22 protein-coding genes are annotated in these 23,673 nt (G+C 72.2%); 14 read left to right on the forward strand and 8 right to left on the reverse strand.

The features are described from left to right. Nucleotides 1-6 precede the first annotated feature (6 nt). Both ABTX62_RS29765 and ABTX62_RS29770 read right to left on the reverse strand, forming a co-directional pair. Nucleotides 7-1,206, reverse strand: a complete 1,200-nt coding sequence (locus tag ABTX62_RS29765) for a hypothetical protein (protein WP_352119075.1) — start codon at nt 1,204-1,206, stop codon at nt 7-9. 150 nt (nt 1,207-1,356) lie between these two features. Continuing rightward, on the reverse strand, nt 1,357-2,640 hold the full coding sequence (locus ABTX62_RS29770) for a PP2C family protein-serine/threonine phosphatase (protein WP_352119076.1): 1,284 nt from the start codon (nt 2,638-2,640) through the stop codon (nt 1,357-1,359). Nucleotides 2,641-2,828: 188 nt separating this feature from the next. Here ABTX62_RS29770 and ABTX62_RS29775 point away from each other — a divergent pair, with 188 nt between their 5' ends. Then, on the forward strand, nt 2,829-3,179 hold the full coding sequence (locus tag ABTX62_RS29775; protein ID WP_352119077.1) for a hypothetical protein: 351 nt from the start codon (nt 2,829-2,831) through the stop codon (nt 3,177-3,179). A 16-nt stretch (nt 3,180-3,195) separates the two neighbouring features. On the opposite strand, the gene ABTX62_RS29780 is transcribed toward ABTX62_RS29775, so the two are convergent. Next, complete coding sequence (locus tag ABTX62_RS29780) at nt 3,196-4,290, reverse strand: carboxylate-amine ligase (RefSeq protein ID WP_352119078.1); 1,095 nt, start codon at nt 4,288-4,290, stop codon at nt 3,196-3,198. Between the two features lie 369 nt (nt 4,291-4,659). Between ABTX62_RS29780 and ctaD the strand changes: the two genes are divergently transcribed. From ctaD to ABTX62_RS29805, 5 genes are all read left to right on the forward strand, one after another. Further along, nucleotides 4,660-6,372: an aa3-type cytochrome oxidase subunit I gene (gene ctaD / locus ABTX62_RS29785; protein ID WP_502998032.1), complete on the forward strand. Its 1,713-nt coding sequence runs from the start codon at nt 4,660-4,662 to the stop codon at nt 6,370-6,372. Beyond that, nucleotides 6,369-6,746, forward strand: coding sequence for a hypothetical protein (locus ABTX62_RS29790; protein WP_352119080.1), 378 nt, complete (start codon nt 6,369-6,371; stop codon nt 6,744-6,746). Before ctaD ends, ABTX62_RS29790 begins: the two co-directional genes overlap by 4 nt. Before the next feature lie 1,111 nt (nt 6,747-7,857). Next, entirely contained in the window at nt 7,858-8,850 is a 993-nt protein-coding gene (gene dhaK / locus ABTX62_RS29795) for a dihydroxyacetone kinase subunit DhaK (RefSeq protein ID WP_352119081.1), read from the forward strand. Between the two features lie 48 nt (nt 8,851-8,898). Continuing rightward, nucleotides 8,899-9,498: a dihydroxyacetone kinase subunit DhaL gene (dhaL, locus tag ABTX62_RS29800; RefSeq protein ID WP_352119082.1), complete on the forward strand. Its 600-nt coding sequence runs from the start codon at nt 8,899-8,901 to the stop codon at nt 9,496-9,498. After that, complete coding sequence (locus ABTX62_RS29805) at nt 9,491-9,901, forward strand: PTS-dependent dihydroxyacetone kinase phosphotransferase subunit DhaM (RefSeq protein WP_283969008.1); 411 nt, start codon at nt 9,491-9,493, stop codon at nt 9,899-9,901. The genes dhaL and ABTX62_RS29805 overlap by 8 nt, the downstream gene beginning before the upstream one ends. Nucleotides 9,902-10,092: 191 nt before the next feature. Here ABTX62_RS29805 and ABTX62_RS29810 read toward each other — a convergent pair whose 3' ends face one another. Then, nucleotides 10,093-10,959, reverse strand: coding sequence for a glycoside hydrolase family 75 protein (locus tag ABTX62_RS29810; protein ID WP_502998033.1), 867 nt, complete (start codon nt 10,957-10,959; stop codon nt 10,093-10,095). A gap of 406 nt (nt 10,960-11,365) precedes the next feature. On the opposite strand from ABTX62_RS29810, the gene ABTX62_RS29815 reads away from it, so the two are divergent. After that, complete coding sequence (locus tag ABTX62_RS29815) at nt 11,366-12,352, forward strand: fibronectin type III domain-containing protein (RefSeq protein ID WP_352119083.1); 987 nt, start codon at nt 11,366-11,368, stop codon at nt 12,350-12,352. A gap of 169 nt (nt 12,353-12,521) precedes the next feature. Further along, on the forward strand, nt 12,522-13,064 hold the full coding sequence (locus tag ABTX62_RS29820) for a hypothetical protein (RefSeq protein ID WP_352119084.1): 543 nt from the start codon (nt 12,522-12,524) through the stop codon (nt 13,062-13,064). A gap of 109 nt (nt 13,065-13,173) precedes the next feature. Here ABTX62_RS29820 and ABTX62_RS29825 read toward each other — a convergent pair whose 3' ends face one another. Beyond that, nucleotides 13,174-13,734 (reverse strand): PadR family transcriptional regulator, encoded by a 561-nt coding sequence (locus ABTX62_RS29825; protein WP_352119085.1) that lies wholly within the window; start codon nt 13,732-13,734, stop codon nt 13,174-13,176. 28 nt (nt 13,735-13,762) lie between these two features. Continuing rightward, nucleotides 13,763-15,778, reverse strand: a complete 2,016-nt coding sequence (locus ABTX62_RS29830; protein WP_352119086.1) for an FAD-dependent oxidoreductase — start codon at nt 15,776-15,778, stop codon at nt 13,763-13,765. A gap of 97 nt (nt 15,779-15,875) precedes the next feature. Between ABTX62_RS29830 and ABTX62_RS29835 the strand changes: the two genes are divergently transcribed. Beyond that, nucleotides 15,876-17,045 (forward strand): M20 family metallopeptidase, encoded by a 1,170-nt coding sequence (locus ABTX62_RS29835; RefSeq protein WP_352119087.1) that lies wholly within the window; start codon nt 15,876-15,878, stop codon nt 17,043-17,045. A gap of 7 nt (nt 17,046-17,052) precedes the next feature. Here the strand turns inward: ABTX62_RS29835 and ABTX62_RS29840 are convergent, their stop codons facing one another. After that, nucleotides 17,053-17,421, reverse strand: a complete 369-nt coding sequence (locus ABTX62_RS29840) for a hypothetical protein (RefSeq protein WP_352119117.1) — start codon at nt 17,419-17,421, stop codon at nt 17,053-17,055. A gap of 249 nt (nt 17,422-17,670) precedes the next feature. Between ABTX62_RS29840 and ABTX62_RS29845 the strand changes: the two genes are divergently transcribed. After that, a complete protein-coding gene (locus tag ABTX62_RS29845; RefSeq protein WP_352119088.1) occupies nt 17,671-19,749 on the forward strand; it encodes a SpoIIE family protein phosphatase in 2,079 nt (692 codons plus the stop codon). Here ABTX62_RS29845 and ABTX62_RS29850 read toward each other — a convergent pair. Further along, entirely contained in the window at nt 19,721-20,572 is an 852-nt protein-coding gene (locus tag ABTX62_RS29850) for a putative protein N(5)-glutamine methyltransferase (protein WP_352119089.1), read from the reverse strand. The genes ABTX62_RS29845 and ABTX62_RS29850 overlap by 29 nt on opposite strands. Before the next feature lie 311 nt (nt 20,573-20,883). On the opposite strand from ABTX62_RS29850, the gene ABTX62_RS29855 reads away from it, so the two are divergent. The 4 genes from ABTX62_RS29855 to ABTX62_RS29870 all read left to right on the forward strand — a co-directional run bounded on the left by ABTX62_RS29855 (nt 20,884) and on the right by ABTX62_RS29870 (nt 23,519). After that, nucleotides 20,884-21,282 (forward strand): MarR family winged helix-turn-helix transcriptional regulator, encoded by a 399-nt coding sequence (locus tag ABTX62_RS29855; RefSeq protein WP_502998036.1) that lies wholly within the window; start codon nt 20,884-20,886, stop codon nt 21,280-21,282. Nucleotides 21,283-21,369: 87 nt separating this feature from the next. Then, a complete protein-coding gene (locus ABTX62_RS29860) occupies nt 21,370-21,975 on the forward strand; it encodes a sulfite oxidase-like oxidoreductase (RefSeq protein WP_352119091.1) in 606 nt (201 codons plus the stop codon). Then, nucleotides 21,968-22,723, forward strand: coding sequence for a ferredoxin reductase (locus tag ABTX62_RS29865; protein WP_352119092.1), 756 nt, complete (start codon nt 21,968-21,970; stop codon nt 22,721-22,723). The genes ABTX62_RS29860 and ABTX62_RS29865 overlap by 8 nt, the downstream gene beginning before the upstream one ends. Before the next feature lie 211 nt (nt 22,724-22,934). Further along, nucleotides 22,935-23,519, forward strand: coding sequence for an Rv1733c family protein (locus tag ABTX62_RS29870; RefSeq protein ID WP_352119093.1), 585 nt, complete (start codon nt 22,935-22,937; stop codon nt 23,517-23,519). The last annotated feature ends 154 nt before the right edge of the window (nt 23,520-23,673 follow it).

Below are 23,673 nucleotides of genomic sequence, written 5' to 3' on the forward strand. Positions count from 1 at the left end.
GCCGCCTCACTTCTCGCGCATCGCGGGGTCGGGGTGCTCGCCCTCGGTCTCGACGCGGTACTCGCGGCCGAACATCTCGTCGTGCTGGGCCATGACCCGCTCGCTGGGCGGTTCCTCACCGCCGTGGAGCTGCTCCTGCATCTCCTCGAACCGCTCGTGCGCCTCCCGCACGTAGCCGGCGCCCAACGTGGTCAGGTCCATCTGCGTGTCCAGGAGTTCCCGCAGGTACTGCTTGTTCGGCTCGAAGGTGAGCACGTTCGGCAGCTCCGGCGCCAGCACCGACTCGGGGTCGCGGCCGTCGTGGCGGCGCATCAGGTCGCAGGCGATGTGCAGGTGTTCCAGCTCCTGGTTCAGATGGAGCTCCCAGACCGCCTTGACCTTGGGGTCGCTCTCCTGCTCCATGAACGAGTAGTACAGGTAGCACTCGTTGTACTCGTGGTTGACCAGCTGCTCCCACCACGTCTCCCCGGGGTCGACGAGCGACTCGTAGTGGGTGACGTGCTCCTCCTCGATCAGGCCGATCTCCTGGTAGAGCTGCCGGGCGATGGGCTCCATGTAGGTGGGGCCGGTGTTCATGTAGAAGTTCATGGTCTGCTGCTCCGCCGACATGATCGTCAACGCGTGCAGCTTCGACAGCGGGTTCGTCCGGTCCTTGTCGTACGGGTCACGCACGTTGTCGGCCGGGTGGCGGTGGTGGTACTTCGTCGGCCGGCCCGGCATCACTTCGGTGAGGCCCTCGACGATCGACTCCGCCTTGCGGTGCTCGATCATCTCGTACAGGTTCGCGTACCGGTACAGGTGGTCGAAGTCCTCCAGCACACCGAACTGGTACGCCTGCTTCAGATACGGATCCGGCTCCATCCGCGCCACCCACGCGGTCAGATCCACCGCGACCTGCTCGTAGGCGATCGTCGTCTCCAGCACCGACGACACCCCCGGCAGCAGCCAGTTCACGACCTTCTGCTGCTGCGCCTCGATGTAGCGGGTCTGGGCCAGCTGCCGCTTCACCTCCGGGTCGACGGTGTTGCGGGCGAGCTGGTGGCTGAACATGATCGCCTCGACCTCGATGCCGTTCATCGCGATGATCCGGCAACGGGTGTAGGGGTCGCAGTGATCGGGATCGATCGGGGTGACGTTCAGCTCGCGCCAGTTGCGGACCTGACGGTCGAGCGGGATACCTCGTTGTTCCAGTGGGTTGAAGGTCATGGACGGTCTCCTGGGGGATGAAGAAACTCGCGCGCCGACGGAGTGCCCCGCCAGGGCCGACGAGAACACGCTCTTTCCCCCACTGTTTCGGCCGGGTCGTTTTCCAGCCACCGTTCGCACCCCAAGTGGGTGCTCACCGCACGGGGGTGTTCACCGCACGGCATCTCCCGCCGGTCCGCCGTCGTCACAGGGGCCGTTCGTCGACAGGCCGGTCAGGTCGGCCGCGGTGTCGGCCGGCTCCGGGTGGGGGCCGATCCACTCGCACAGCAGGACGGTGGCATCGTCCTGGAGCCGGCCGTCGTGGTATTCGAGGACGGCCTGGACGAGGCGGCGCAGTGTCTCGGGGACGGGCAGGCCGTCGGCGTGGTGGCGGATGAGGAAGTCGGTGAAGCGCGCCAGGCCGAACTCCCGGCCCCCGGAGCGGCGCGCCTCGGTGATGCCGTCGGTGTAGAGAACGATCCGGTCGCCCGGCTGGAGATGCTCCTCGCACACGGTGCTGCGCAGCCCGAGGCCGGTTCCCATCGGGTGGGCCGGCCGGCAGGAGAGCCGGCTGGTCCAGCGGTTGTCGCGGATGACGATCGGCGCGTGGTGGCCACGGTTGACCCACTGCAGGACGCCGGTGCGGGTGTCGAGCGTGGCCAGGATTCCGGTGACGTAGCGCTGGTGGTCGTACTGCTCCAGGAGGGCGGCTTCGACGGCCTCCGCCTTCTCGACGAGGCCCGCGCCCTGGCGTCGGGCATTGCGGCAGGCGCCCAGGGCGAGGGCGCCCGACAGTCCGGCGGCGGTGTCGTGCCCCATCGCGTCGAAGACCGTCAGATGGACCAGGGGCCCGTCGACGGCGTATTCGAAGACGTCACCGCTGATGTCGTAGGCCGGTTCCTGGGAGGCGGAGATCGTGACCCTTCCGTCGGCGTAGGTGCGCGGCGGCAGGAGGTTCCACTGCATCTCCGCGGCCACGCTCATCGGCCGTGCGCGCACCAGCCTGGCCAGTGCGTCGCTGGTGCCCCGTTTGCTGACGATGATCAGTGAGACGAGCGCCGCGAGCGCCTGCATGTCCGCGCGGGCCGCGGCGTCGTCGCGTTCGCTGCTCAGCCGCAACAGCCCGAGGCGCTCGGTTCCGTCCAGCAGCGGGACCCACCACTCGGACACACCGCCGCCCGGGGGCGCGGCCGGCAGGACGTCGGTGTACTGGTAGGCCCGTCCGGCGACCGTCCCCTCGATGGGCAGCTCCGTCTCGTGTCCCTGGGCGGCGTCGCCCGGGAGCAGCCGCAGGACGGTGCGCTGCAGATCCGCCACGTAGATCAGCACCTGGCGGAAGGAGGCCGCGCGTGCGCACTCGGTCGCCTTGGCCGGAAGCAGCTCGATGGGCATGAGGTGGCTTGCGTCCAGCAGGTCGGCGAGCATCCGCCGACCGCCCTCCCCGCTCCGCTCCATCAGCGTTCACCTCCGATCGTCGCACCGGACGACTACCCGCGAAACGGCGTCTCAGGACCCGATGCGCGCATCCGGCGCCGGGCGGGGCCGGCAAGGTGTCGGCTCCGGGAGGCTTCGAGAGACCGGCTTCGGGTACTTCCACGGCGGAACGTCCCGCCGACAGAGGAAACGGAGGCACCCAGGCCGTGTTGCTTTCCCATTCTCTCGATCGCGGAGTCCTCGTGATCACGATCCACCGGGACCCCGGGGTCGGCGGGCGTGCCGCGCTCCTCACGAAGATCAGTGACCTCGTCCATGCCTTCCGGCCGGCGCCGGTGGTCGTTCTCCTCGACGAGCCGGCCGCTCAGGACGCGGTGGTCAGCGTGGTCCTGCGCGTCCACCGGCTGTGCAGCCGGCTGGGGACGCTGATGTCGGTGGCCACGCACAGCGCGCCCGCACGCCGCGCGCTGGAGGCGGACGCCGACACCGCCGGCACGCGACTGGTCGTCCACGCCCGTGCCGACATCGCTGTCGCCGCCGCGTTCGCCGCGGTGGCCTGAGGGCGGCCGCGGGGCGTCACGGCATCGTGCTCTGGGCGCTGATCAGTTCGGTGACCGCACGCAGACCCCCTTGGGCGAGGGCGGCGCGCTGCCGGTCCGCGCCGGTGCCGTCCTGCAACAGCCGGTGGATCAGGGACGTGACCTGACGGGTGTCCCCGGACGCGTCCAGCGCCGGGGCGACGTGCCGCAGAAACTCGTAGAGCACGTCTCCGGCCCGGTGCGCGGTGCCACCGGGGTCGACCAGGGTGTCGCCGAGTCCGTGCCGGGCCGCGTGCCACATGGCGGCCTGCAGCAGTTCCGGCGCGCAGTCGGGCGCGGGCGTGTCGTCCGCCGCTTCCGCCAGGGCGGTCTCCACCAGAGCCCGGATGAGCGCGGCGAACATGACCGCCTCGTCCGCCCGCAGCTGGACGTCCAGGCACCGCACCTCGACGGTCGGATAGGCGGCGGACAGGCGGGCCTGCCAGTAGAGCTGTCCGGTGTCGGAGATCAGGCCGGCTTCGAGCAGCCGTTCGGCGCGCCGGTCGTAGTCGGCGGCGTCCCGGAAGTGCGGGGGCACGCCGCTGACCGGCCACCGGCTGAAGATCACCGTGCGCCAGCTCGCGAAGCCGGTGTCGTGGCCGTCCCACAGCGGAGAGTTGGAGGCCATGGCCGTCAGGGTCGGCAGCCAGGCGCGGATCCGGTTCAGGACCTGCACGCCGGCCTCCCGGTCGGGGACGGCGACGTGCACATGGGTGCCGTTGACCAGTTGCTCGGCCACCAGTTGCGGCGCCTGGGTGACCATGGCGCGGTAGCGGGCCTGGTCGGTGACGGCGATGGGGCGGCCGTGCCGCAGCGGCGGTGTCCCGCAGACCCCGATCCGGCAACCGTGCTCCTCGGCGGCCACACCGACGGCGTGCCGCAGACGCAGCAGATGGCCGCCCACCTCCTCCAGGGTGCGGCAGACCGGGGTGGCCACCTCGACCTGCGCCTGGAGCAGCTCGGACTGCACCTCCTGGTCGGTCACCAGATGCCCCACGCCCGCCGCGGCGCGGACTTTGTCCGCCTGAGGTACCGGCAGGCCCGTCACCGGATCGAGCAGCAGGTACTCCTCTTCCACGCCGATCGTCGTCATCGACCACCCTCTGTTCCGCCCGGCGGCCGGGCCGGATACCGCGCCCCGCAGACGTCCCTCACGCAGCGATGGTCACCCTTCGGGGCGCGCTCGTGTACGTCCCGAGTGCCGCGCCGACGGGCGGACAAAACATGACACAGACCCCGGAAAACCGGTCGCACCGTGTCAGCTCCGGGCGGGGTGTCCTCCGCCGCCGCCATCGCCGCGGTCCTGGGCAAACAGCCTTGACCGCCACCGCCCGGTCGAATGGATCATTCCGCCATTCGGCTCAGAAAAGCCTGATTGCAGACAACGCCGATGAATCAGAAGGAATAGGTTCCTCCCGGCCGGATGACCGTCCGAGCACCGTTGCTGCCGATCGAGGAACTGATGGCGACACACACTGAACCGGTTGCGCCGGTACCCGCGGTGGAGCGCCGCGGCAGGGGGAAGGTGATCGTCTCCTGGATGACGACCACTGATCACAAGAAGATCGGGCATCTGTACCTGATCACGTCGTTCGTGTTCTTCCTCGTCGCCGGGGCGCTGGCGATGGTCATCCGGGCGGAGCTGGCGCGGCCGGGGCTGCAGATCGTCTCCAGTGAGCAGTACAACCAGGCGTTCACCATGCACGGCACGATCATGCTGCTGCTGTTCGCGACACCCACCTTCGCCGGGTTCGCCAACGCCGTCATGCCGCTGCAGATCGGCTCACCCGATGTGGCCTTCCCACGGCTGAACATGCTCTCGTACTGGCTGTTCCTCTTCGGCGGCCTGATCGTGATCGGCAGCTTCCTCACTCCACAGGGCACCGCGGACTTCGGCTGGACCGCCTACACCCCGCTGAGCCTGGAGGTGCGCACGCCGCAGGTCGGCGGCGACCTGTGGATCATGGGGCTGGCGCTGTCCGGGTTCGGCACCATCCTCGGCGCGGTCAACTTCATCACCACCATCGTCTGTATGCGCGCCCCCGGCATGACCATGTTCCGGATGCCGATCTTCACGTGGAACGTCCTGCTCACGTCGGTGCTGGTGCTGCTGGCCTTCCCGGTGCTGGCCGCCGCGCTGCTGGTGCTGGAGGCGGACCGCAGGTTCGGTGCCCAGGTCTTCGACCCGGCCAACGGCGGAGCGATCCTGTGGCAGCACCTGTTCTGGTTCTTCGGACACCCCGAGGTCTACATCCTGGCGCTGCCGTTCTTCGGCGTGATCACGGAGATCATCCCCGTCTTCTCCCGCAAGCCGATCTTCGGTTACACCGGGCTGATCGGCGCCACCATCGCCATCGGTGGACTGTCCGTGACCGTGTGGGCGCACCACATGTTCGCCACCGGCGCCGCCCTGCTGCCGTTCTTCGCCTTCATGACGTATCTGATCGCCGTGCCGACGGGCGTGAAGTTCTTCAACTGGATCGGCACCATGTGGCGTGGCTCGCTGTCGTTCGAACCACCCATGCTGTGGGCTCTCGGCTTCCTGGTCACCTTCCTCTTCGGCGGCCTGACCGGCGTCATCCTGGGGTCCCCGCCACTGGACTGGCACGTCACCGACAGCTACTTCGTGGTCGCCCACTTCCACTACGTGCTCTTCGGCACCATCGTGTTCGCGATGTTCGGCGGATTCAGTTTCTGGTGGCCGAAGATGACCGGCACCATGCTCGACGACCGGCTGGAGAAGATTCACTTCTGGACGCTGTTCATCGGCTTCCACACGACGTTCCTGGTGCAGCACTGGCTCGGCGCCGAGGGCATGCCCCGCCGCTACGCCGACTACCTCGCCGCCGACGGCTTCACCGCCCTCAACACCGTCTCCTCGATCGGCGCGTTCCTGCTCGGCCTGTCCACCCTGCCCTTCCTCTACAACGTGTGGCGGACCGCCCAGAGGGGCGAGAAGGTCGGGGTCGACGACCCCTGGGGCTACGGCCGCTCCCTGGAGTGGGCCACGTCCTGCCCGCCGCCCCGCCACAACTTCCTCACCCTGCCCAAGATCCGCTCCGAGTCGCCCGCCTTCGACCTGCGCCACCCGGACCTGGCGAGCATCGACGAGGCGGCGAACACCGGGCAGCGCGACGTGCTCGACGCCGAGGGGCACAAGGGCGAACGGCGGTGAGACGCGGCAGGAACGAGGCACCGGGCGGTGAGCCGCGCAGCGTTCTGGCCGACGAGACCGAGGGCTACCTTCTCGCCTGCGCCCACCGCGACCAGGCGCAGCGCGAGGCGGAGGAACTCTGCGCGCGGATGCCGTGGCTGACCACGGCCCAAGCCGAGGAAGTCACCGTCCACTACGTCCACCGGCGCCTCGATGTCACCCGTCGGCTCATGCTGGGCACCGTACGACGGGCCGAGGAACTGCGGCAGGAGTACGAGAGCCGCTATGCCGAGCTGCGGAGCGCCCTGCTGCGGCGTCACGCGGCGGGCGCCTGCGCGGTGCTGGCCTGTGCCGCGGGGGCGGGCTCGCTGGCGGCCGGTGTGCTCACCCGGTGACGGCCCGGCTGGACGGTCTTGCCTGTGCCGCCGCCGAGTCGTTTCACCGGCAGGGGAGCCTTCATCCGCCGTGGTGAGGAGCGACGGTGCCGCCATCCGTCGCGGACGCGAGTGGCGGTGCCGGTCACCTCGACGGGGTTGCGGGGCCGCGCTGCTCGTAGCGCGTCCGCCGGTACTCGGCGCCATCCTCGCAGACCGCTCGGAGGTGACGGTCAGCGTTTGGCCGGTTTCACCTTCTTGTCGCTGCCGTTCACCCGCACTGTGACTTCCCACGGGTCCGGGCCCGGTCGGCGGTGACGCGGTACAACGTGCCTCACCGTTCCGCCAGGTACAGCTGACCTCGTAGCCGCCCCGGGCACGAAGTCCGGTGAAGGAGCCCGGCCCCGTACGGCACCTACTGACCGACGCAGACCACGGCCCGGTCGGAGACCTCGATGCCCGCCCGGCTCAGTTCGCCCTGCCGGTGACCGCGCCGGGCTCGGCCATCGTGTCGGTTCGCCCATCAGTGCCCCACCCAGTGCGCGGGCCATGCCCGAGCCTGAGCCGAACAGCCGCCGTCCAAGGAGCCCGCCGCCGGCAGCGGCCACCAGCCCGATCCCCGCCGAGGCGGGGACTGTAGTCCGTGGACGCCCGGAAGGGTCGCGAGGCTGCCGACGAGCAGCCCGGGAAGCAGTCCGCAGCCCGGCCTCGCCGAGGCGCCACCCGTGCCCTGAACGGACTCGCTGCGAGGTCAGGGCATCACCGCCGCCACGGGCCTGCGCATGCGTGAGTCCTTGCAGCGCCCCCTGGCCGCGGGCCACTGACGAGCAGGGTCACGTTGGCGATCTCTCACCAAGATCGACCTCTACCCAGCACGCCCGGGTACGGCCCCACGTGACCTTCGCAAGCGCAAGGTCGATACTGCAGATATGAGGCTCTCGCCGACACGCATCCGACCCGCAGCCAGCCACCTGACGCACCGTCATCAAAGTCGGCATGAAGCCAGCATCAGTACCGCCGGAACCCGCTTCCGACCGCCCTGGACCGCCAAGATCGACAACTGAAGAAAGACCTTCTGACCAGCAAAAACGCAGGTCAAAAGCGCACCTGCCAAGCTCGCTAGGAGATACCCATGAAGATGCTGATCAACGTCCCGGAGAGTGTGGTCCCGGACGCGCTGCGCGGCCTGGCGGCCGCCCACCCGGAGCTGACCGTGGACGTGGAGAACCGGGTGATCGTGCGGCGGGACGCCCCGGTCGCGGGGCAGGTGGGGCTCGTCTCGGGCGGAGGTTCGGGGCACGAGCCGTTGCACGGTGGTTTCGTGGGCCCCGGCATGTTGTCGGCGGCCTGTCCGGGCGAGGTGTTCACCTCCCCCGTGCCCGACCAGATGCTGCGCGCGGCCGCCGCCGTGGACAGCGGGGCGGGTGTGCTGTTCATCGTGAAGAACTACACCGGTGACGTGCTCAACTTCGACATGGCCGCCGAGATGGCCGAGGACGAGGGCATCCAGGTCGCGAAGGTGCTGGTCAACGATGACGTGGCGGTGACCGACAGTCTGTACACGGCGGGGCGGCGCGGGACGGGTGCGACCTTGTTCGTGGAGAAGATCGCGGGTGCCGCCGCTGCCGAGGGCCTGCCGCTGGAGCGGGTCGAGGCGATCGCCCGGCAGGTGAATGAGAACTCCCGCAGTTTCGGTGTCGCGCTGAGCGCCTGCAGCACGCCGGCCAAGGGCAGCCCCACCTTCGATCTGCCGCCCGGGGAACTGGAGTTGGGCATCGGAATCCACGGCGAGCCCGGCCGTGAGCGGCGGGCGATGATGACCTCCGGCGAGATCGCCGAGGCCGCCGTCGAGGCGGTGGTCGAGGACCTCCAGCCGCGCAATCCGGTGCTGGTCCTGGTCAACGGCATGGGTGCGACGCCCCTGCTGGAGCTGTACGGCTTCAACGCCGAGGTGCACCGGGTACTCGCCCAGCGCGGCGTCCCCGTGGCCCGCGTCCTCGTCGGCAACTACGTCACCTCGCTGGACATGGCGGGCGCCTCGCTCACCCTGTGCCAGGTCGACGAGGAGCTGCTGCGGCTGTACGACGCGCCGGTGAAGACCCCGGGCCTGCGCTGGGGCGTGTGACTCACAGGGGTAGAGGATCACCACGTACCTACCAGGCAAGGAGACCCAGTGCTCGACGCCGATTTCTTCCGCCGTTGGATGACGGTGACCGCCGCGTCCGTCGACCGCGAGGCGGAACGGCTCACCGCCCTCGACTCCCCCATCGGGGACGCCGATCACGGCAGCAACCTCCAGCGCGGGTTCACGGCCGTCGTCGCCGTCCTGGAGAAGGATGCCCCGGGCACGCCCGGCGCCGTCCTGACCCTGGCCGGACGCCAGCTGATCTCGACGGTCGGCGGTGCCTCGGGGCCGCTGTACGGGACGCTGCTGCGCCGTACCGGCAAGGCGCTGGGCGATGCCGGCGAGGTCAGCGCGGAGGAGCTGGCCGAGGCCCTGCGGGCGGGGGTGGACGCGGTCATGACGCTCGGCGGCGCCGCCCCGGGCGACAAGACCATGATCGACGCACTGGTGCCCGCGGTGGAGGCGCTCGGCGACTCGTTCGCGGCGGCCCGCACCGCCGCGGAGGAGGGCGCCGTGGCGACGACACCCTTGCAGGCGCGCAAGGGACGGGCGAGCTATGTGGGTGAGCGCAGCATCGGCCACCAGGACCCCGGTGCCACCTCGGCGGCGCTGCTGATCGCCGGACTCGCGGAGGCCGCCGGTGAGTGACGAGCCGTTGGTGGGGATCGTGCTGGTGTCGCACAGCGCGCAGGTGGCCGCGTCGGTCGCCGAGCTGGCGAAGGGGCTCGCGGGCGCCGGCCCGGTGGTGCCCGTCGCTCCGGCGGGCGGCACCGAGGGCGGTGGGCTCGGTACGAGTTCCGAACTGATCGCGGCTGCGGCCGCGTCCGTCGACCGCGGTGCCGGAGTCGCCGTGCTGACCGACCTGGGCAGCGCGGTGCTCACCGTGAAGGCCCTGCTCGCGGAGGGCGACGAACTGCCCGAGGGGACGCGGCTGGTGGACGCCCCCTTCGTGGAGGGGGCCGTGGCCGCGGTCGTCACGGCGTCCACCGGTGCCGATCTGGCGGCGGTGGAGGCGGCCGCCACGGAGGCGTACACCTACCGGAAGGTGTAGACGGCGAGCGCGGCCGGGCACGCACGCCGGATCGGCGGTGTGCCCGGCCGCGGCGTGCTCGTGACGCCGTGTCAGTGCTTCCGGTCCGCTCGACCGGGATCCGGCTCCACCGCCACCCCGCGCTCCGTCTCTCGGAACCGCCGGAGCGGACACGCTCCGAGGAGGCCGCCCTGTGCCGTTCGATCTCCGCCTCAGCGTCCGCCGGGCCCGCTCCCGTCGATGAATCGTTTCGCCGCCCGCTCCCCCGCCGTCACGGCCGCGGCGTGGTCCTCGATGGGCGACACCTTGGTGTCCTTGAAGACGATGTAGGTGACGCCGGAGGGGGCGCCGCCGCCGTGCGGGTCGGGGCGGATGCCGAGGGCCTCGGCGGTGGCGTAGGACGCCTCGCCGATGATGCCCTGAGGGCCCGTGTCGCCGACGACCGCGTAGCGCACCCGGTCGCGGTAGACGACGGCCACCACCGAACCGCCGCCGATGCCGTGGTCCCGGTAGTCCGAGATGCCGCTCGGCGCGGGTACGACGACGTAGGGCAGGTGTTCGGCGCTCAACGGGCGGCCGTCGGCCTGGGCGTAGGCGGTGCTCGCGGCGAAGTAGGGGTCGGTGCGGTGGTTGCAGCGGGGACCGGGGCGGCCGTCGCAGTCGATGTCCATGTCCGCCTTCCAGAACACGGCGTCCCGAGTGCCGCAGACCGGGATGGTCGCGGGTGCGCCGTTGTCGCTGCGGTAGCGGCCACGGGAGACGGGAGTACAGTCCCGCACCTTGGCGAGCAGACCGGCGGCGCTCACGGCGCTCTCGCGCAACACGGCGGGCTGAGTCGGGGCGGCGGGGGGCGCGGTCGGTGCGGCGGGAAGCGTGGTAGGGGCGGCGGGGGGCGTAGTCCGTGCGGCGGGAAGCGTGGTCGATGCGGCGGGGGGCGCGGTCGGTGCGGCGGGAAGCGTGGTAGGGGCGGCGGGGGGCGTAGTCGGTGCGGCGGGAAGCGTGGTCGATGCGGCGGGGGGCGCGGTCGAGGCGAGCAGGGCGGCGCTGGCCGCGGCCAGCGTGAGCGACTGGACACGCACGATACGGAAGCCTCTCCTCGGGGACCTGACGGGGCCTCAGCCCAAAATGGCCCCGGAGCGAGCACCCGGCCACCTCTGGGGGGCCGGACGGTGCATGTCCCCAACCTCCGACAGGGGCCGGGGGCCTGAGTCCGCGTAGGACTCCGGCCGCCCGGCCGCCCGCGCCGGCGCGGGATCTGCGACGACAGCGGTCCGCGCGACAGGCCCGAACACCCTGGCGCCTGCCAGGAGTTCGACCGTGTGGGACTTCAGCATACGTAACTCTCCCGGGTGGTCACACACGGCGGCGGTGGCGCCCTCGGAGGTGACATCCGGTGCCCGGCCGGAACGCCCTCTTGATGTGGCCGCGCCAACGACGTCATATTGGTCCGGACCATTCCTGCGTGCGTCCCCGGGAGGCAGTGTCGTGCGAAGCCGTTCCGTCCCCCCGTCCCTCCCGCGCCACCTGGCGCTCTGCGGAACGCTCGCGCTGGTCGCATCCTGCGGCTGGGCCGGAGCGGAGGAGGGGAACGACGGTGGTGCGCCCGGCGCGCCCACGGGGGTCACCGCCGCGGCGGGCAGCGCGACGAGCGTGCACGTCATGTGGAACGCGACCGCCCGGGCCTCCGTCTACGAGGTGTATCGCGGCACCACGAAGGTCGAGGAGGTGCCGGCGTCGCGGCACATGGTGGATGTCACCAGGCTGCGGCCCGCGACGCGGTACGCCTTCTCCGTGCGGGTGCGGGACGCCGACGGGCGGCTCGGGCCGCGCAGTGCGGAGGTCCGGGCGCAGACACCTGCCGTCGTCGCCGACGACCGCTCCGCGCCGACCCGCCCCTCCGCACCCGGCGGCCGGGCGGCCGGCAGCCGGGTGGCCCAGCTGTCCTGGTCCGCCTCGACGGACGACCGGGGCGTGGTGTCGTACGACATCCACCAGGGAGGCACGAAGATCCACAGTGTGGGCGGCGGCCAGACGGCCACGGTGCTCACGGGGCTGCGGCCCGGTACGGACTACGCGTTCACGATCCGGGCCCGGGACGCGGCCGGCAACGTCTCCCCCGCCACTGCCGCCGTCCGGCTCACCACTCCGGGCACGGACGACGGCCGCGGCACCGCCCCGACCGGCTTCCGGGCGACGAGCCGCCACGAGGACGGGGCGTACCACCTCGATCTGAACTGGGTGCCGCCCCACGTGGACGGTGCGGTCACCGAGTACCAGATTCATCTGGACGGCCGGCCCGCCACGTCCCTGGTGTACGGCGGCGACGCCCCGCGCGAGCGGGCCACCTACAGCTTCTACGTCGGGCGGAAGGCCGGTGTCACCCACCGGCTCCGAATCCGGGCGATGCTGCCGGACGGCACGTGGGGAGGCTTCTCCGCGGAGCGGGCGGTGACGACGGGCGCGGGGCGCTGACCCGCCTCTCGGGGCGTCGGCCGGAGCGGGAGCCGTCACCTGCACGGGGGCGCTCGGGGTGCGGAAGGGCCCGCGGGCGCTTTGGCTGACCCTGAGGCAGCACGGGCGTTCCCCGACCCTCGGCGGCGCAAGGATGTACCGCCAACCGTGCCGCCGGAGGGCAGTCCATATGCGCAACTCATCGTCAGTTCTCCGCTCCGGCCTGACCGTGGCAGCCGCTGCCGCGCTGCCCCTCGCCCTGGCCTCGGTGCCCGCTGTCGCGGACCCGGGCATCTCCGTGAGAACCACGGGGTCCACGGTGTCGGTCACGACCAGCTCGTGCACCCAGATCAACGGCAGCTGGGGCAGCGCCTCGCTTCTCACCAGCAGTCAGGGCAGTTTCGCCCAGGGCCGCCAGGTGACCCTGTCGGGGACGACGACCAGTCAGTCCGCCGCCTGGTCGGGCGTTTCCCCGGGGACGTACACCGTCATCGTCGTCTGTTCGGACGGCACCACCGCGGGCACCCAGTCCGTCGTGGTCTCCACCGCCCCCTCCCCCTCGCGGACCGCCTCCCCCTCCGTCTCGCCGTCCCGCGGCGTCATGGGCGGGGTCGGCGGCAGCACGACGGACTACGGAACCGTCACGTTGGTGGCGGGCGGCACTCTGGTCGGCGCGGGCCTCCTCGGGACGGCCTGGTACCTGCGCCGGCGCAACAAGCCGTACCGGCTCTGACCCGGTACGGACGGCGGCCCGCTCTCCCGAAGCGCTCCGGCCGGGCGGGCCGCTGTCATGTCGTGATCGCGCCGGACCGGCGGCCGTGCCCCGTCGGGCTCGCCCTCGTTTAAGCCGGCTCGGCCGGGCCGCCGTCCGGGAGTTCGGCGAAGTCCGTCAGCGCGCGCCTGAGCCACTGGGTCCAGAAGGTCTCCAGATCGATGCCGGCCCGCAGCACCAGGTGCCGCAGCCGGACCTCGGCGCTGTCCCGACCGGGTGGGAAGTCGCGCTTCTCGATCTCCTCGTACTCCGCCAACTGCCGTTCGTGCAGCTCCAGATGGCGTCGCAGATCGGCTTCGAGACCCGCCGTGCCGACCACGGCCGCCGCCCTGAGCCGCAGCAGCAGCGTGTCGCGGTGCGGCTTGGGGTCCTGGGAGGTGGAGGTCCAGCGGGCCAGTTCGGCGCGGCCCGCGGGCAGGACCTCGTAGCTCTTCTTCTGCCCGCGGGCCGGCTGCTCGGACGGCAGGGCCCTGATGAGGCCGTCGGCCTCCAGTTTCCCGAGCTCGCGATAGATCTGCTGGTGCGTCGCCGACCAGAAGTAGCCGATCGACCGGTCGAACCGGCGCGTCAGCTCCAGCCCCGACGACGGCTTCTCGAGCAGGGCGGTGAGGATCGCGTGCGGGAGTGACATGACCTCATCCTAGGGACGCGAACCCGCACTAGAGGGCGGCCGCCAGCTCCGTACCCTGCTTGATGGCGCGCTTGGCGTCCAGCTCGGCCGCCACGTCGGCACCGCCGATGAGGTGCGTGCTGCGCCCGGCGGCGAGCAGCTCCTCGTACAGGCCGCGGCGCGGCTCCTGACCCGTGCACAGCACGATGGTGTCGACCTCCAGGACCGTGCTCTCCTCGCCGACGGTGATGTGCAGTCCGGCGTCGTCGATCCGGTCGTAGCGCGCGCCCGGGACCATGGTGACGCCGCGGTGCTTGAGCTCGGTGCGGTGGATCCAGCCGGTGGTCTTGCCGAGGCCGGCGCCGACCTTGGAGGTCTTGCGCTGGAGCAGGTGGACGGTGCGCGGCGGGGCGGGTCGCTCGGGCGCGGCGAGTCCGCCGGGGCCGCGGTAGTCCATGTCGACACCCCACTGGCGGAAGTACGTCGCCGGGTCCTCGTGGGCCTTGCCGCCGCCGTCGGTGAGGAACTCGGCGACGTCGAAGCCGATGCCGCCCGCGCCGAGGATCGCGACCCGGTCGCCGACGGGGGCGCCGTCGCGCAGGACGTCGAGGTAGCCGACCACGCTCGGGTGGTCCACGCCCGGGATCTCGGGGGTGCGCGGGGTGACGCCGGTGGCGACGACGACCTCGTCGAAGTCGTCGACGTCGGCGGCCGTGACCAGGGTGTTCAGCCGGATGTCGACGCCGTGCCAGTCGAGCTGGGTGCGGAAGTAGCGCAGCGTCTCGTCGAACTCCTGCTTGCCGGGGACCTTGCGGGCGACGTTGAGCTGGCCGCCGATCTCACCGGCCGCGTCGAACAGTGTCACGTCGTGCCCCCGCTCGGCGGCCGAGACCGCGCAGGCCAGCCCGGCCGGACCGGCGCCGACGACCGCGACGCGCTTGCGCAGCCGGGTCGGGGAGAGCACCAGCTCGGTCTCGTGGCAGGCGCGCGGGTTGACCAGACAGGAGGTGATCAGACCGCTGAAGGTGTGGTCGAGGCAGGCCTGGTTGCAGCCGATGCAGGTGTTGATCGCCTCGGGGCGGCCGGCGGCGGCCTTGGTGACGAAGTCGGGGTCGGCGAGCATGGGGCGGGCCATCGACACCATGTCGGCGGCGCCCTCGGCGAGCAGCTCCTCGGCGAGTTCGGGGGTGTTGATGCGGTTGGTGGTGACGAGCGGGACGGACACCTCGCCCATGAGCCGCTTGGTCACCCAGGTGTACGCGCCGCGCGGCACGGAGGTCGCGATGGTCGGAATGCGGGCCTCGTGCCAGCCGATGCCGGTATTGATGATCGTCGCCCCGGCGGCCTCGACGGCCTTGGCAAGGGTGATGACCTCGTCGAGCGTCGAACCGCCCGGGACGAGGTCGAGCATGGACAGCCGGTAGATGACGATGAAGTCCTCGCCGACCGCCTCGCGCACCCGGCGCACGACCTCCAGCGGGAAACGCGTGCGGTTCTCGTACGAGCCGCCCCAGCGGTCGGCGCGCTGGTTGGTCTGCCGGGCGATGAACTCGTTGATGAGGTAGCCCTCGGAGCCCATGATCTCGACACCGTCGTAGCCGGCCTGCCGGGCGAGGCGGGCGGTGCGGGCGTAGTCGTCGATCGTCCGCTCGATGTCGGCGTCGGTGAGCTCGCGAGGCGGGAAGGGGCTGATCGGCGCCTGGACCGGGCTCGGCGCGACGAGGTCCTTGTGGTAGGCGTACCGGCCGAAGTGCAGGATCTGCATCGCGATCCGCCCGCCCTCGCGGTGCACGGCGTCGGTGATGACCCGGTGCTGCTCGGCCTCCGCCTCGGTGGTGAGCTGGGCGCCGCCCTCGTAGGGCCGTCCCTCGTCGTTGGGGGCGATGCCGCCGGTGACGATCAGACCCACTCCGCCGCGGGCGCGGGCGGCGTAGAAGGCGGCCATGCGCGCGAAGCCTCCCTCCGCCTCCTCCAGGCCGACGTGCATGGAGCCCATGAGGACCCGGTTGGGCAGGGTCGTGAAGCCCAGGTCGAGGGGGGTCAGCAGGTGCGGGTAACGGCTCATCGGGCCCTCCGTGCGCGGTGTCGTGCCTGTAGTTGTAGAGGACTACCGACGGTTTATGCAACTAGTTGCACAAGGTGATGGAGGGCACAGTAGGGGCATGACCAGGGACCTTGGGCCGCTGTCCGCGGTGGTGGATCTCGCGGGCGAGCTCATCCGCCGCCCGAGCCGGGCCGGCCTCGACGACCGCGAACCCGTCCTGGCGGTTCTGGAGGACCGGCTCACCCGCCACGGGCTGCCGTACCGCCGACTGCACGACGGCGCGCGCCACCCGGCCGCGCTGCCGGTGGAGATCGCGGGCGGCCGGCCCGGGCCCTGGTGGGCCCTGAACGCGCGCGTCGACACCGCCCCCTACGGCGACGAGACGGCCTGGTCCTTCCCGCCCACCGCCGGGGACGTCGTCGACGGCCGGTTGCGGGGCCGGCGCGCAGCCGACTCGAAGCTCGCCGCCGCCCTGTTCTGCCACCTCGCGGCCGAGGTGCACGGCCGGGCCGCCGGACTGCGCGGCGGGCTCGCGGTGCTGCTCGACGCCGACGAGCACACGGGCGGCTTCGGAGGCGCCCGGGCCTACCTCGCCGACCCGGACGCGGTCCGCCCGGCCGGGGTGATGATCGGCTACCCGGGTCTCGACGAGGTCGTGGTCGGCGGACGCGGGCTGTGGCGGGCCCGGATCGCCGTCCACGGCACGTCAGGACGCTCCGGGTCGCGCCGGTCCGTGCTCGGCGCGGTGTCGCGGGCGGCGCGCCTCGTAGGGCTGCTGGACGCGGCCCCGCTGCCCGGGCCGAGCGGGGCATTCCCGCTGCCGCCGAAGCTGACGGTGACCTACTGCCACGGCGGTGAGGGCTTCTCGGTCGTCCCGGACCGCTGCGAGATCGGCGTGGACGTCCGCACCACGCCGGACTTCGACGCCCGAGCCGTCGAGCACCTGGTCAGGGCGGCGGTGACCGGGCTGGACGGGGAGCTGCCGTCCCCGCGGCCGACCGCGGTCACGGCGGTGGCGTCCTGGCCGCCGTACCGGCCGGCGCGGGACGAGCAGCCGGCCGCCGCGCTCCTGGGCGCCGCGGCCGGGCAGGGGCTGCGGGTGCGGGCCAGGACGGCCGGCCCGTCGAACATCGGCAATCTCCTGGCGGGCGAGGGCATCCCCGCCACCGCCGGTTTCGGCCTGCCCTACGAGGGGCTGCACGGCGTGGACGAACTCGTGCACCTGGCGGAGCTGCCCGCGGTGCACGCCGTCCACCAACGTGCCGTCCGGGGCCTGCTGACGCGGTGAACGGCGCTCACCTGCTCTGCAGGCGCACGTGCAGCTCCTTCTCCTGGTCGCCGGAGGCCGTGCTCAGATCGTGCACGTCGAACAGCGAGTCCAGGGTCGTGCGGAATCGTTCGATCGCCCAGTAACCGCCGTGCAGGTCGGCCTCCACGGAGGACGACAGGTGGACCGGCCGCGCACCCTCGTGCTCGTCGGCCACGTCGAAGGTGCCGAGCCAGACGGTCGGACGGGTCTCGTGCAGGTCCTCGGGCACGTCGTCGGCGCGCCGGTCGGACTCGAAGCAGGAGCACAGCGCGTCGAACACGATCCGGGCGTCGTGCTTGCTGCACCCGCTGATCTCCACCGAGACGGAGTGCGGGTGCGGTCGCTCGTGGTCCATCGCCATCGTGAATCGCTCCTCTCGCGGCCACCACATGCCGTATCCGCCCCTACCCCAGCAAAGCACCACCTTCCGGCGAGCACTACCGGCGGTGCCCACTCCGCGGTGACCGTTGCGGGGCGGCCCGCGCCGGGGTGGGAGATGGTGGAAGGTGGCGGAAGGGGCCTCGGGGAAACGGCTCCGCGCGGTAGAACATGGGGTGTCGGCACACGACGGCGTGCCGTGAGGACGGCGAAGGCGGGGCGTGGGATGAGTGCAGCCGGGTCTTTCGAGTCCAAGGGCGAAGGTCCGGTACGCGGACCGGTGCGCCCGAGCGGCCTGCTCGACGTGCTGCGCGTGGCCTCGGTGGTCCTGGACGCCGAGGGCCGCATCGTGCTGTGGAGCCCGCAGGCCGAGGAACTGTTCGGCTACGAGGCCCGGGAGGCGCTCGGGCAGTACGCCGCCCGCATCATGGTCCACGAGCAGCACGTCGACCTCGTGGTGAAGCTGTTCGCCGACGTCATGGGCACCGGGCAGAGCTGGGCGGGGGCCTTCCCGATCCGCCGCAAGGACGGCGGCACGCGGCTGGTGGAGTTCCGCAACATGCGGCTGCTGGACGACCAGGGGGACGTCTACGCGCTGGGGCTGTGCGCCGACCAGACGACCGTGCACCGTCTGGAGCGGGAGGTGGCGCTGTCGACGCGGATGATCGCGCAGTCCCCGATCGGGCTGGCCGTGCTGGACACCGAGCTGCGGTACGTCTCGGTCAACAAGGCGCTGGAGGAGATCAACGGCGTGCCGGCCGAGGAGCACCTCGGCCGCACGGTCCGCGAGGTGGTGCCGCGGATGGACGTCGACGCCCTGGAGACCGCCACGCGCCGGGTACTGGAGACGGGCACACCGGTCGTCGACGAGGCCACGATCGGCCGCACCCCGGCCGACCCGCACGAGGACCACGCCTGGTCGGTCTCGCTGTACCGGCTGGAGAACGCCTTCGGGACGATCCTGGGCGTGGCCGTGTCGATCGTCGACGTCACCGAGCAGTACCGGGCGGGTATCGAGGCCGAGGCGGCGCGGCGGCGGCTGGCCCTGATCGCCGACGCGTCGGGCCGGATCGGCACCACGCTGGATCTGGACCGCACGGCCCGTGAGCTGGCCGAGGTGGCCGTGCCGGAGCTCGCGGACATCGCGGCCGTCGACCTGCTGGACGCGGTGGTGCAGGGCCGGCGCACGAGCCTCGGCCCGGCCGAGGCCGCCGTGATCCGGGCGCTGGCGGTCGAGGGGTACGACTCCGCCGAGGCGCTGGAGGCGGCCGACCCTCCCGGGCAGGTCGCCCGGTACGCCCCCGACCGGCTCGTCACCCGGTGCGTGCGCACGGCCGCCCCGGTGATGCTGCCGGAGGTCAAGGACGAGGACCTGGATTACATCGCCCGTTCCTCCGAGGCGGCCGAACTGCTGGGCCGGGCCGGGGTGCACTCCTATCTGGCGGTGCCGCTGATCGCGCGCGGCGAGGTGCTGGGCGCCCTGGACCTCAAGCGCACCCGCAATCCGCTGCCGTTCGGCGAGGACGACCTGATGCTGGCGCGGGAGCTGGCCGCCCGGGCCGCCGTGCAGATCGACAACGCCCGCTGGTACCAGAGCGCCCGCGAGACCGCGCTCACGCTCCAGCGCAGCCTGCTGCCCAGCCATCCGCCGGTGACGGGCGGGCTGGAGGTCGCCTCCCGCTACCAGCCGGCCGGGGCGACGAGTGAGGTCGGCGGCGACTGGTTCGACGTGATCCCGCTGGACGGCGGCAAGACGGCGCTCGTCGTGGGCGATGTGATGGGCAGCGGCATCCCCGCCGCGGCGGCCATGGGGCGGCTGCGCACCGCGACCAACACCCTCGCCTCCCTGGATCTCGACCCGAACGTGCTCCTGGAGCACCTCGACAGGATCACCGCAGGCCTGGAGCAGTCCATCGCGACCTGCGTCTACGCCGTCCACGACCCGCATCTGCGGCAGTGCCGGATCGCCAACGCCGGACATCTGCCGCCGGTGCGCGTCCGGGCCGGCGGGCTGCCGGAGCTGCTCGACCTGCCGACCGGGGTGCCGCTCGGCGTGGGCGGTGTCGCCTTCTCCACGACCATCGTCGGCCTCGAACCCGGCGACCGGCTGGTGTTCTACACCGACGGCCTCGTCGAGACCCGGCGCGACCCGCTCGACGAACGGCTCGACACGCTGCTGTCCCTGCTCGACGGGCCCGACCGGCCACTGGAGGAGGTCTGCGACCTCCTCCTGCGCACGCTGCACGAGCCGGACAACTTCGACGACGTGGCCCTGCTCATCGCACGGGCGACCGCACCGGCCTGAGGGCTCGGGTGGCGGGGTCCTGCGGCCGGACGCCGATCACCACCTGGGCGTTCCATTGCCGCGACACGGCCGGTCGGGTCGTGAGGCCGTTGCGTTCGAAGGTGTCGACGGCGGCCGGGGCCTGGTGCCGGCTGGTCTCCACCAGGACGCAGCCGCCGGGGGCGAGCCAGTGGGGCGCCTCGGCCGCGACCCGCCGCAGTACGTCGAGGCCGTCCGTACCGCCGTCGAGGGCGACCAGCGGCTCGTGGTCGCGGGCCTCCAGGGGCAGCAGCCCGATCTCGTCGCTGGGCACGTAGGGCACGTTGGCGGCGAGGATGCCGACGCGGCCACGCAGCGCGGCGGGCAGCGCCTCGAACAGATCACCCTGGTGGACATGGCCGCCCGCGGCGGCGACGTTGCCGCGGGCGCACCGTACGGCGGCCGGGTCGATGTCGGCGGCGTGCAGTTCGACGCGGCCGAGGGCGGCGGCCAGCGCCGCTCCGACGGCACCCGAGCCGCAGCACAGGTCCACGACGACGGTGGCGTCGGGCGCCTGCTCCAGGGCCTGCTCGACCAGGAACTCGGTGCGCCGGCGGGGCACGAAGACCCCGGGGGCGACGGTGATGCGCAGACCCCGGAACTCGGCCCAGCCGACGACGAGTTCGAGGGGCAGGCCCGCGACACGGCGCTCGACCAGGGCGACGGCCTCGGCCGGGGTGCGCGCGGCGGTGAGGATCAACTCGGCCTCGTCCTCGGCGAAGACGCACCCCGCGGCGCGCAGGGCGGCGACGACGGAGTCACGGGAGGAGGGGTCGGACGGGGGAAGTGCGGAGACGGACGGCATGCGGCCAAGAGCCTTTCGGGAGCCGAAGGGCGCTCCGGCGATCGCCTACGACCGGCGATCCGCGCGACATCGAGAGGGGAGCACCCGAACTGACACAGCGGTAATGGGGCTCACCTCCTCGGCTTCCGACGACGGGGTCCCTCCCCGGCCGGACGGCAACCCTACCCGACGGGCAGGCCGCCCGATACGGCGATCGGCCGCCCGCCCGGCGGGTGGTTGAGTCATGCAACCATGGAGGGAAGTCGAGCCGCACGCGGTGAGAGGGAGGTCCCGTGCACACCGCCGACGCCGTGGAGACCATCCAGCGGGAGATGACGGTCTTCGCCCGCCGCGCCCGTGCCGCGGCGGGCCGGATGCATCCCGAGCTGTCGCTGGTGTCGTACACGCTGCTGGGGCACCTGGAGGAGAGCGGGGGATGCCGGGCCACCGACCTGGCCGCCCACTACGCCCTGGACAAGTCCACCGTGAGCCGCCAGGTGGGAGGGCTGGAGCGCGCCGGCCACATCGAGCGCCGCCCCGACGCGCAGGACCATCGCGTCCAGGTGCTGCACCTGACGGACACCGGGCGGCACCTCTTGGCGCAGGTCACCGAGAGCCGCCGGGCGGCCTTCCGTGAACGCCTGGCCGACTGGCCGACGCAGGACCTGAACCGGTTCGCGGACTACCTCGTGCGCTACAACGCGCGGCCCGGTCCCGATCGGCAGGACTAGGCACCCCCGCACGTACGGTTGAGTACGCAAACACTGAGCACACCGGTCCGGCGGGGCACCATCGGACCGGCCCGGAGGCACCACCGCATGCACATCACCCGAGGCTTCACCGGGCGCCCGCGCGTCGCCGATCCCGGTCTGCCGCCCGGCCAGTACGACGCCGGCGAGGACTGGCCCGTCCTGTCCGCCGAGGTCACGCCCGAGCTGGCACCCGCCGACTGGACCTTCCGCGTCGACGGGCTGGTGGCCGAGCCCCGCACCTGGGACTGGGAAGAGGCGCACCGGCTGCCGCCGTCGGCGTACGAGGGCGCCATCCACTGCGTGACGAGCTGGTCGAAATTCGGGGTGCGGTTCTCGGGCGTGTCCCTGGACGCGTTCCTGGACGTGGTCCGGCCCCAGGCGGCCGCCACCCATGCCGTGGCCTACTCGCACACCGGCTACACGGCCAATCTCCCGCTCGCCGATCTGACCGGCGGGCGCGCGTGGATCGCCTGGGAGTACGACGGACGGCCCCTCGCCCCCGAGCACGGCGGTCCGGCACGGCTGCTGGTGCCGCACCTGTACTTCTGGAAGAGCGCCAAGTGGATCGCGGGTCTGCGGGTCCTCGACCACGACGAGCCGGGCTTCTGGGAGCAGAACGGCTATCACGAACGGGGCAACCCGTGGGAGGAGCAGAGGTACTCCGGTGACTGAGACCTTCGTGCCTCCCACGCGGTTCGCCGTGCCCGGACGCGTCGAGGTGAGCGAGCAGGCAGCCTCCGCCTGGCGGATCGCCACGCTCACCGAGATCCGCCGCGAGACCCCCCGCGCCGCCACCTTCCGACTCGCCGTGCCCGGCTGGCCGGGGCATCTGCCCGGCCAGCACCTGATGGTGCGGCTGACCGCCGAGGACGGTTACGCGGCCCAGCGCCACTACTCGATCGCCTCCGCGCCGGACGACTCGGGGCATGTGGAGCTGACCCTGGACCATGTCGAGGGCGGCGAGGTCTCGGGCTGGTTCCACACCGTCGCCCGGCCCGGTGACCGGGTCGAGGTGCGGGGCCCGGTGAGCGGCTTCTTCGCCTGGCCGGGCGACCGGCCCGCCCTCCTCATCGGCGCCGGCTCCGGCGTCGTACCGCTGATGTCGATGGTCCGCCACCACCGGGTCCGGAACCTGACCGTGCCGCTGCGGCTGGTGGTGTCCGCGCGCAGCCCCGAGGAGCTCATCTACGCCCGGGAGTTCGACGCCGAGACCACGCCCGTCTTCACCCGGAGCGCGCCGGAGGGTGCGGCGGTGGGACGTATGGCGGCCGCACATCTGGCGCCGCTCCTGTCCCAGCGGCCTTCCGGTGGGTGGGAGGCCTATGTGTGCGGCTCCAACTCCTTCGCCGAGCACGCCTCCCGACTGCTGGTGACGGCCGGTCAGCCGGTGGACCGGATCCGGATCGAGCGTTTCGGCTGAACTCGCTGTTTTGCCACTGTTTTGCCGTGGTCACGCCGGGCACCCAGCCGGGGGTCCGGCACGCCGCTCCTCTCGTCCGCACGGCCCCGGAGCGATCGAGGGGCGCGGGGGGACCCCGTCGGTGTGGGCATTCGCGCGCGGCGTGACAGGAAGCGGCGGCGCACCGCAGCCGGTCCGGCCCCGCGGCCGCGGTGAGGGCGAGGAGGTGGGCATGCGCACCCGCGTACGCGGCTGGCGTTGGCGGCGCAGTCCGCTGCGACGCCGGTCGGATGTCGTCGAGGCGTGGACGCGGCTGGTGGCCGCCGTCCTCGTCCTCGTGGGCGCGCCCCTGGCGGGAGTGGCGGCCGCCTCGTGGGCCCACGACGAGGCCCGGTCGGTGTCGGCGGAGCAGCGGGCCGAGCGACATCGCGTCCGGGTCGAGGTGGTCGGCCGGAAGGGCGACACGCTGGCGGCGGTGCAGGCCGGCCGGCAGCACACGTACCGGGCGACCGTGCGCTGGACGGAGCCGGGCGGAGGCACGCGCACCAGCACGGCCCGGGTCCCCGCGGACGCCCGCCGGGGCGAGGCCGTGGACGTCTGGTTCGACCGGCAGGAGCGGAACGTGTTGCCGCCGATGGACGACACGGCCGTCTGGCAGCACACCCTCACGCTCGGGACCTGCGCCGCGGGCGGTGCGGTGCTCGTCGTGCTCCTCGGCCACTACCTGATACGCCGGGTGGCGCTGCGCCGCCGCCTGGCCGAGTGGGACCGGGCGTGGGCCCGCACGGAACCGCGGTGGACACACCGCCGCGCGTAGACGCGGCGGCATCCGCACGGCCGTGCCCCCACGACGACCAGGTGACCCGACCACCCGCGAGCGGCACCCTCTGGGGCACTCTCACCCGTGATCTCGCTCCCCGGCCCGTGACCAGGCAGGACCTGCTCCGGCAGGGCAGCACTCCGCACGTCAG

The organism is Streptomyces sp. NPDC096046 (assembly GCF_040303285.1).
Lineage (GTDB): Bacteria > Actinomycetota > Actinomycetes > Streptomycetales > Streptomycetaceae > Streptomyces.

Bases quoted from the DNA above. Each gene is read 5' to 3' on its own strand.
- ABTX62_RS29765 (WP_352119075.1), bottom strand. From the start codon at position 1,206: ATGACCTTCAACCCACTGGAACAACGAGGTATCCCGCTCGACCGTCAG.
- ABTX62_RS29770 (WP_352119076.1), bottom strand. From the start codon at position 2,640: ATGGAGCGGAGCGGGGAGGGCGGTCGGCGGATGCTCGCCGACCTGCTG.
- ABTX62_RS29780 (WP_352119078.1), bottom strand. From the start codon at position 4,290: ATGACGACGATCGGCGTGGAAGAGGAGTACCTGCTGCTCGATCCGGTG.
- ctaD (WP_502998032.1), top strand. From the start codon at position 4,660: ATGGCGACACACACTGAACCGGTTGCGCCGGTACCCGCGGTGGAGCGC.
- dhaK (WP_352119081.1), top strand. From the start codon at position 7,858: ATGAAGATGCTGATCAACGTCCCGGAGAGTGTGGTCCCGGACGCGCTG.
- ABTX62_RS29820 (WP_352119084.1), top strand. From the start codon at position 12,522: ATGCGCAACTCATCGTCAGTTCTCCGCTCCGGCCTGACCGTGGCAGCC.
- ABTX62_RS29825 (WP_352119085.1), bottom strand. From the start codon at position 13,734: ATGTCACTCCCGCACGCGATCCTCACCGCCCTGCTCGAGAAGCCGTCG.
- ABTX62_RS29830 (WP_352119086.1), bottom strand. From the start codon at position 15,778: ATGAGCCGTTACCCGCACCTGCTGACCCCCCTCGACCTGGGCTTCACG.
- ABTX62_RS29835 (WP_352119087.1), top strand. From the start codon at position 15,876: ATGACCAGGGACCTTGGGCCGCTGTCCGCGGTGGTGGATCTCGCGGGC.
- ABTX62_RS29840 (WP_352119117.1), bottom strand. From the start codon at position 17,421: ATGGACCACGAGCGACCGCACCCGCACTCCGTCTCGGTGGAGATCAGC.
- ABTX62_RS29845 (WP_352119088.1), top strand. From the start codon at position 17,671: ATGAGTGCAGCCGGGTCTTTCGAGTCCAAGGGCGAAGGTCCGGTACGC.
- ABTX62_RS29850 (WP_352119089.1), bottom strand. From the start codon at position 20,572: ATGCCGTCCGTCTCCGCACTTCCCCCGTCCGACCCCTCCTCCCGTGAC.
- ABTX62_RS29855 (WP_502998036.1), top strand. From the start codon at position 20,884: ATGACGGTCTTCGCCCGCCGCGCCCGTGCCGCGGCGGGCCGGATGCAT.
- ABTX62_RS29860 (WP_352119091.1), top strand. From the start codon at position 21,370: ATGCACATCACCCGAGGCTTCACCGGGCGCCCGCGCGTCGCCGATCCC.
- ABTX62_RS29870 (WP_352119093.1), top strand. From the start codon at position 22,935: ATGCGCACCCGCGTACGCGGCTGGCGTTGGCGGCGCAGTCCGCTGCGA.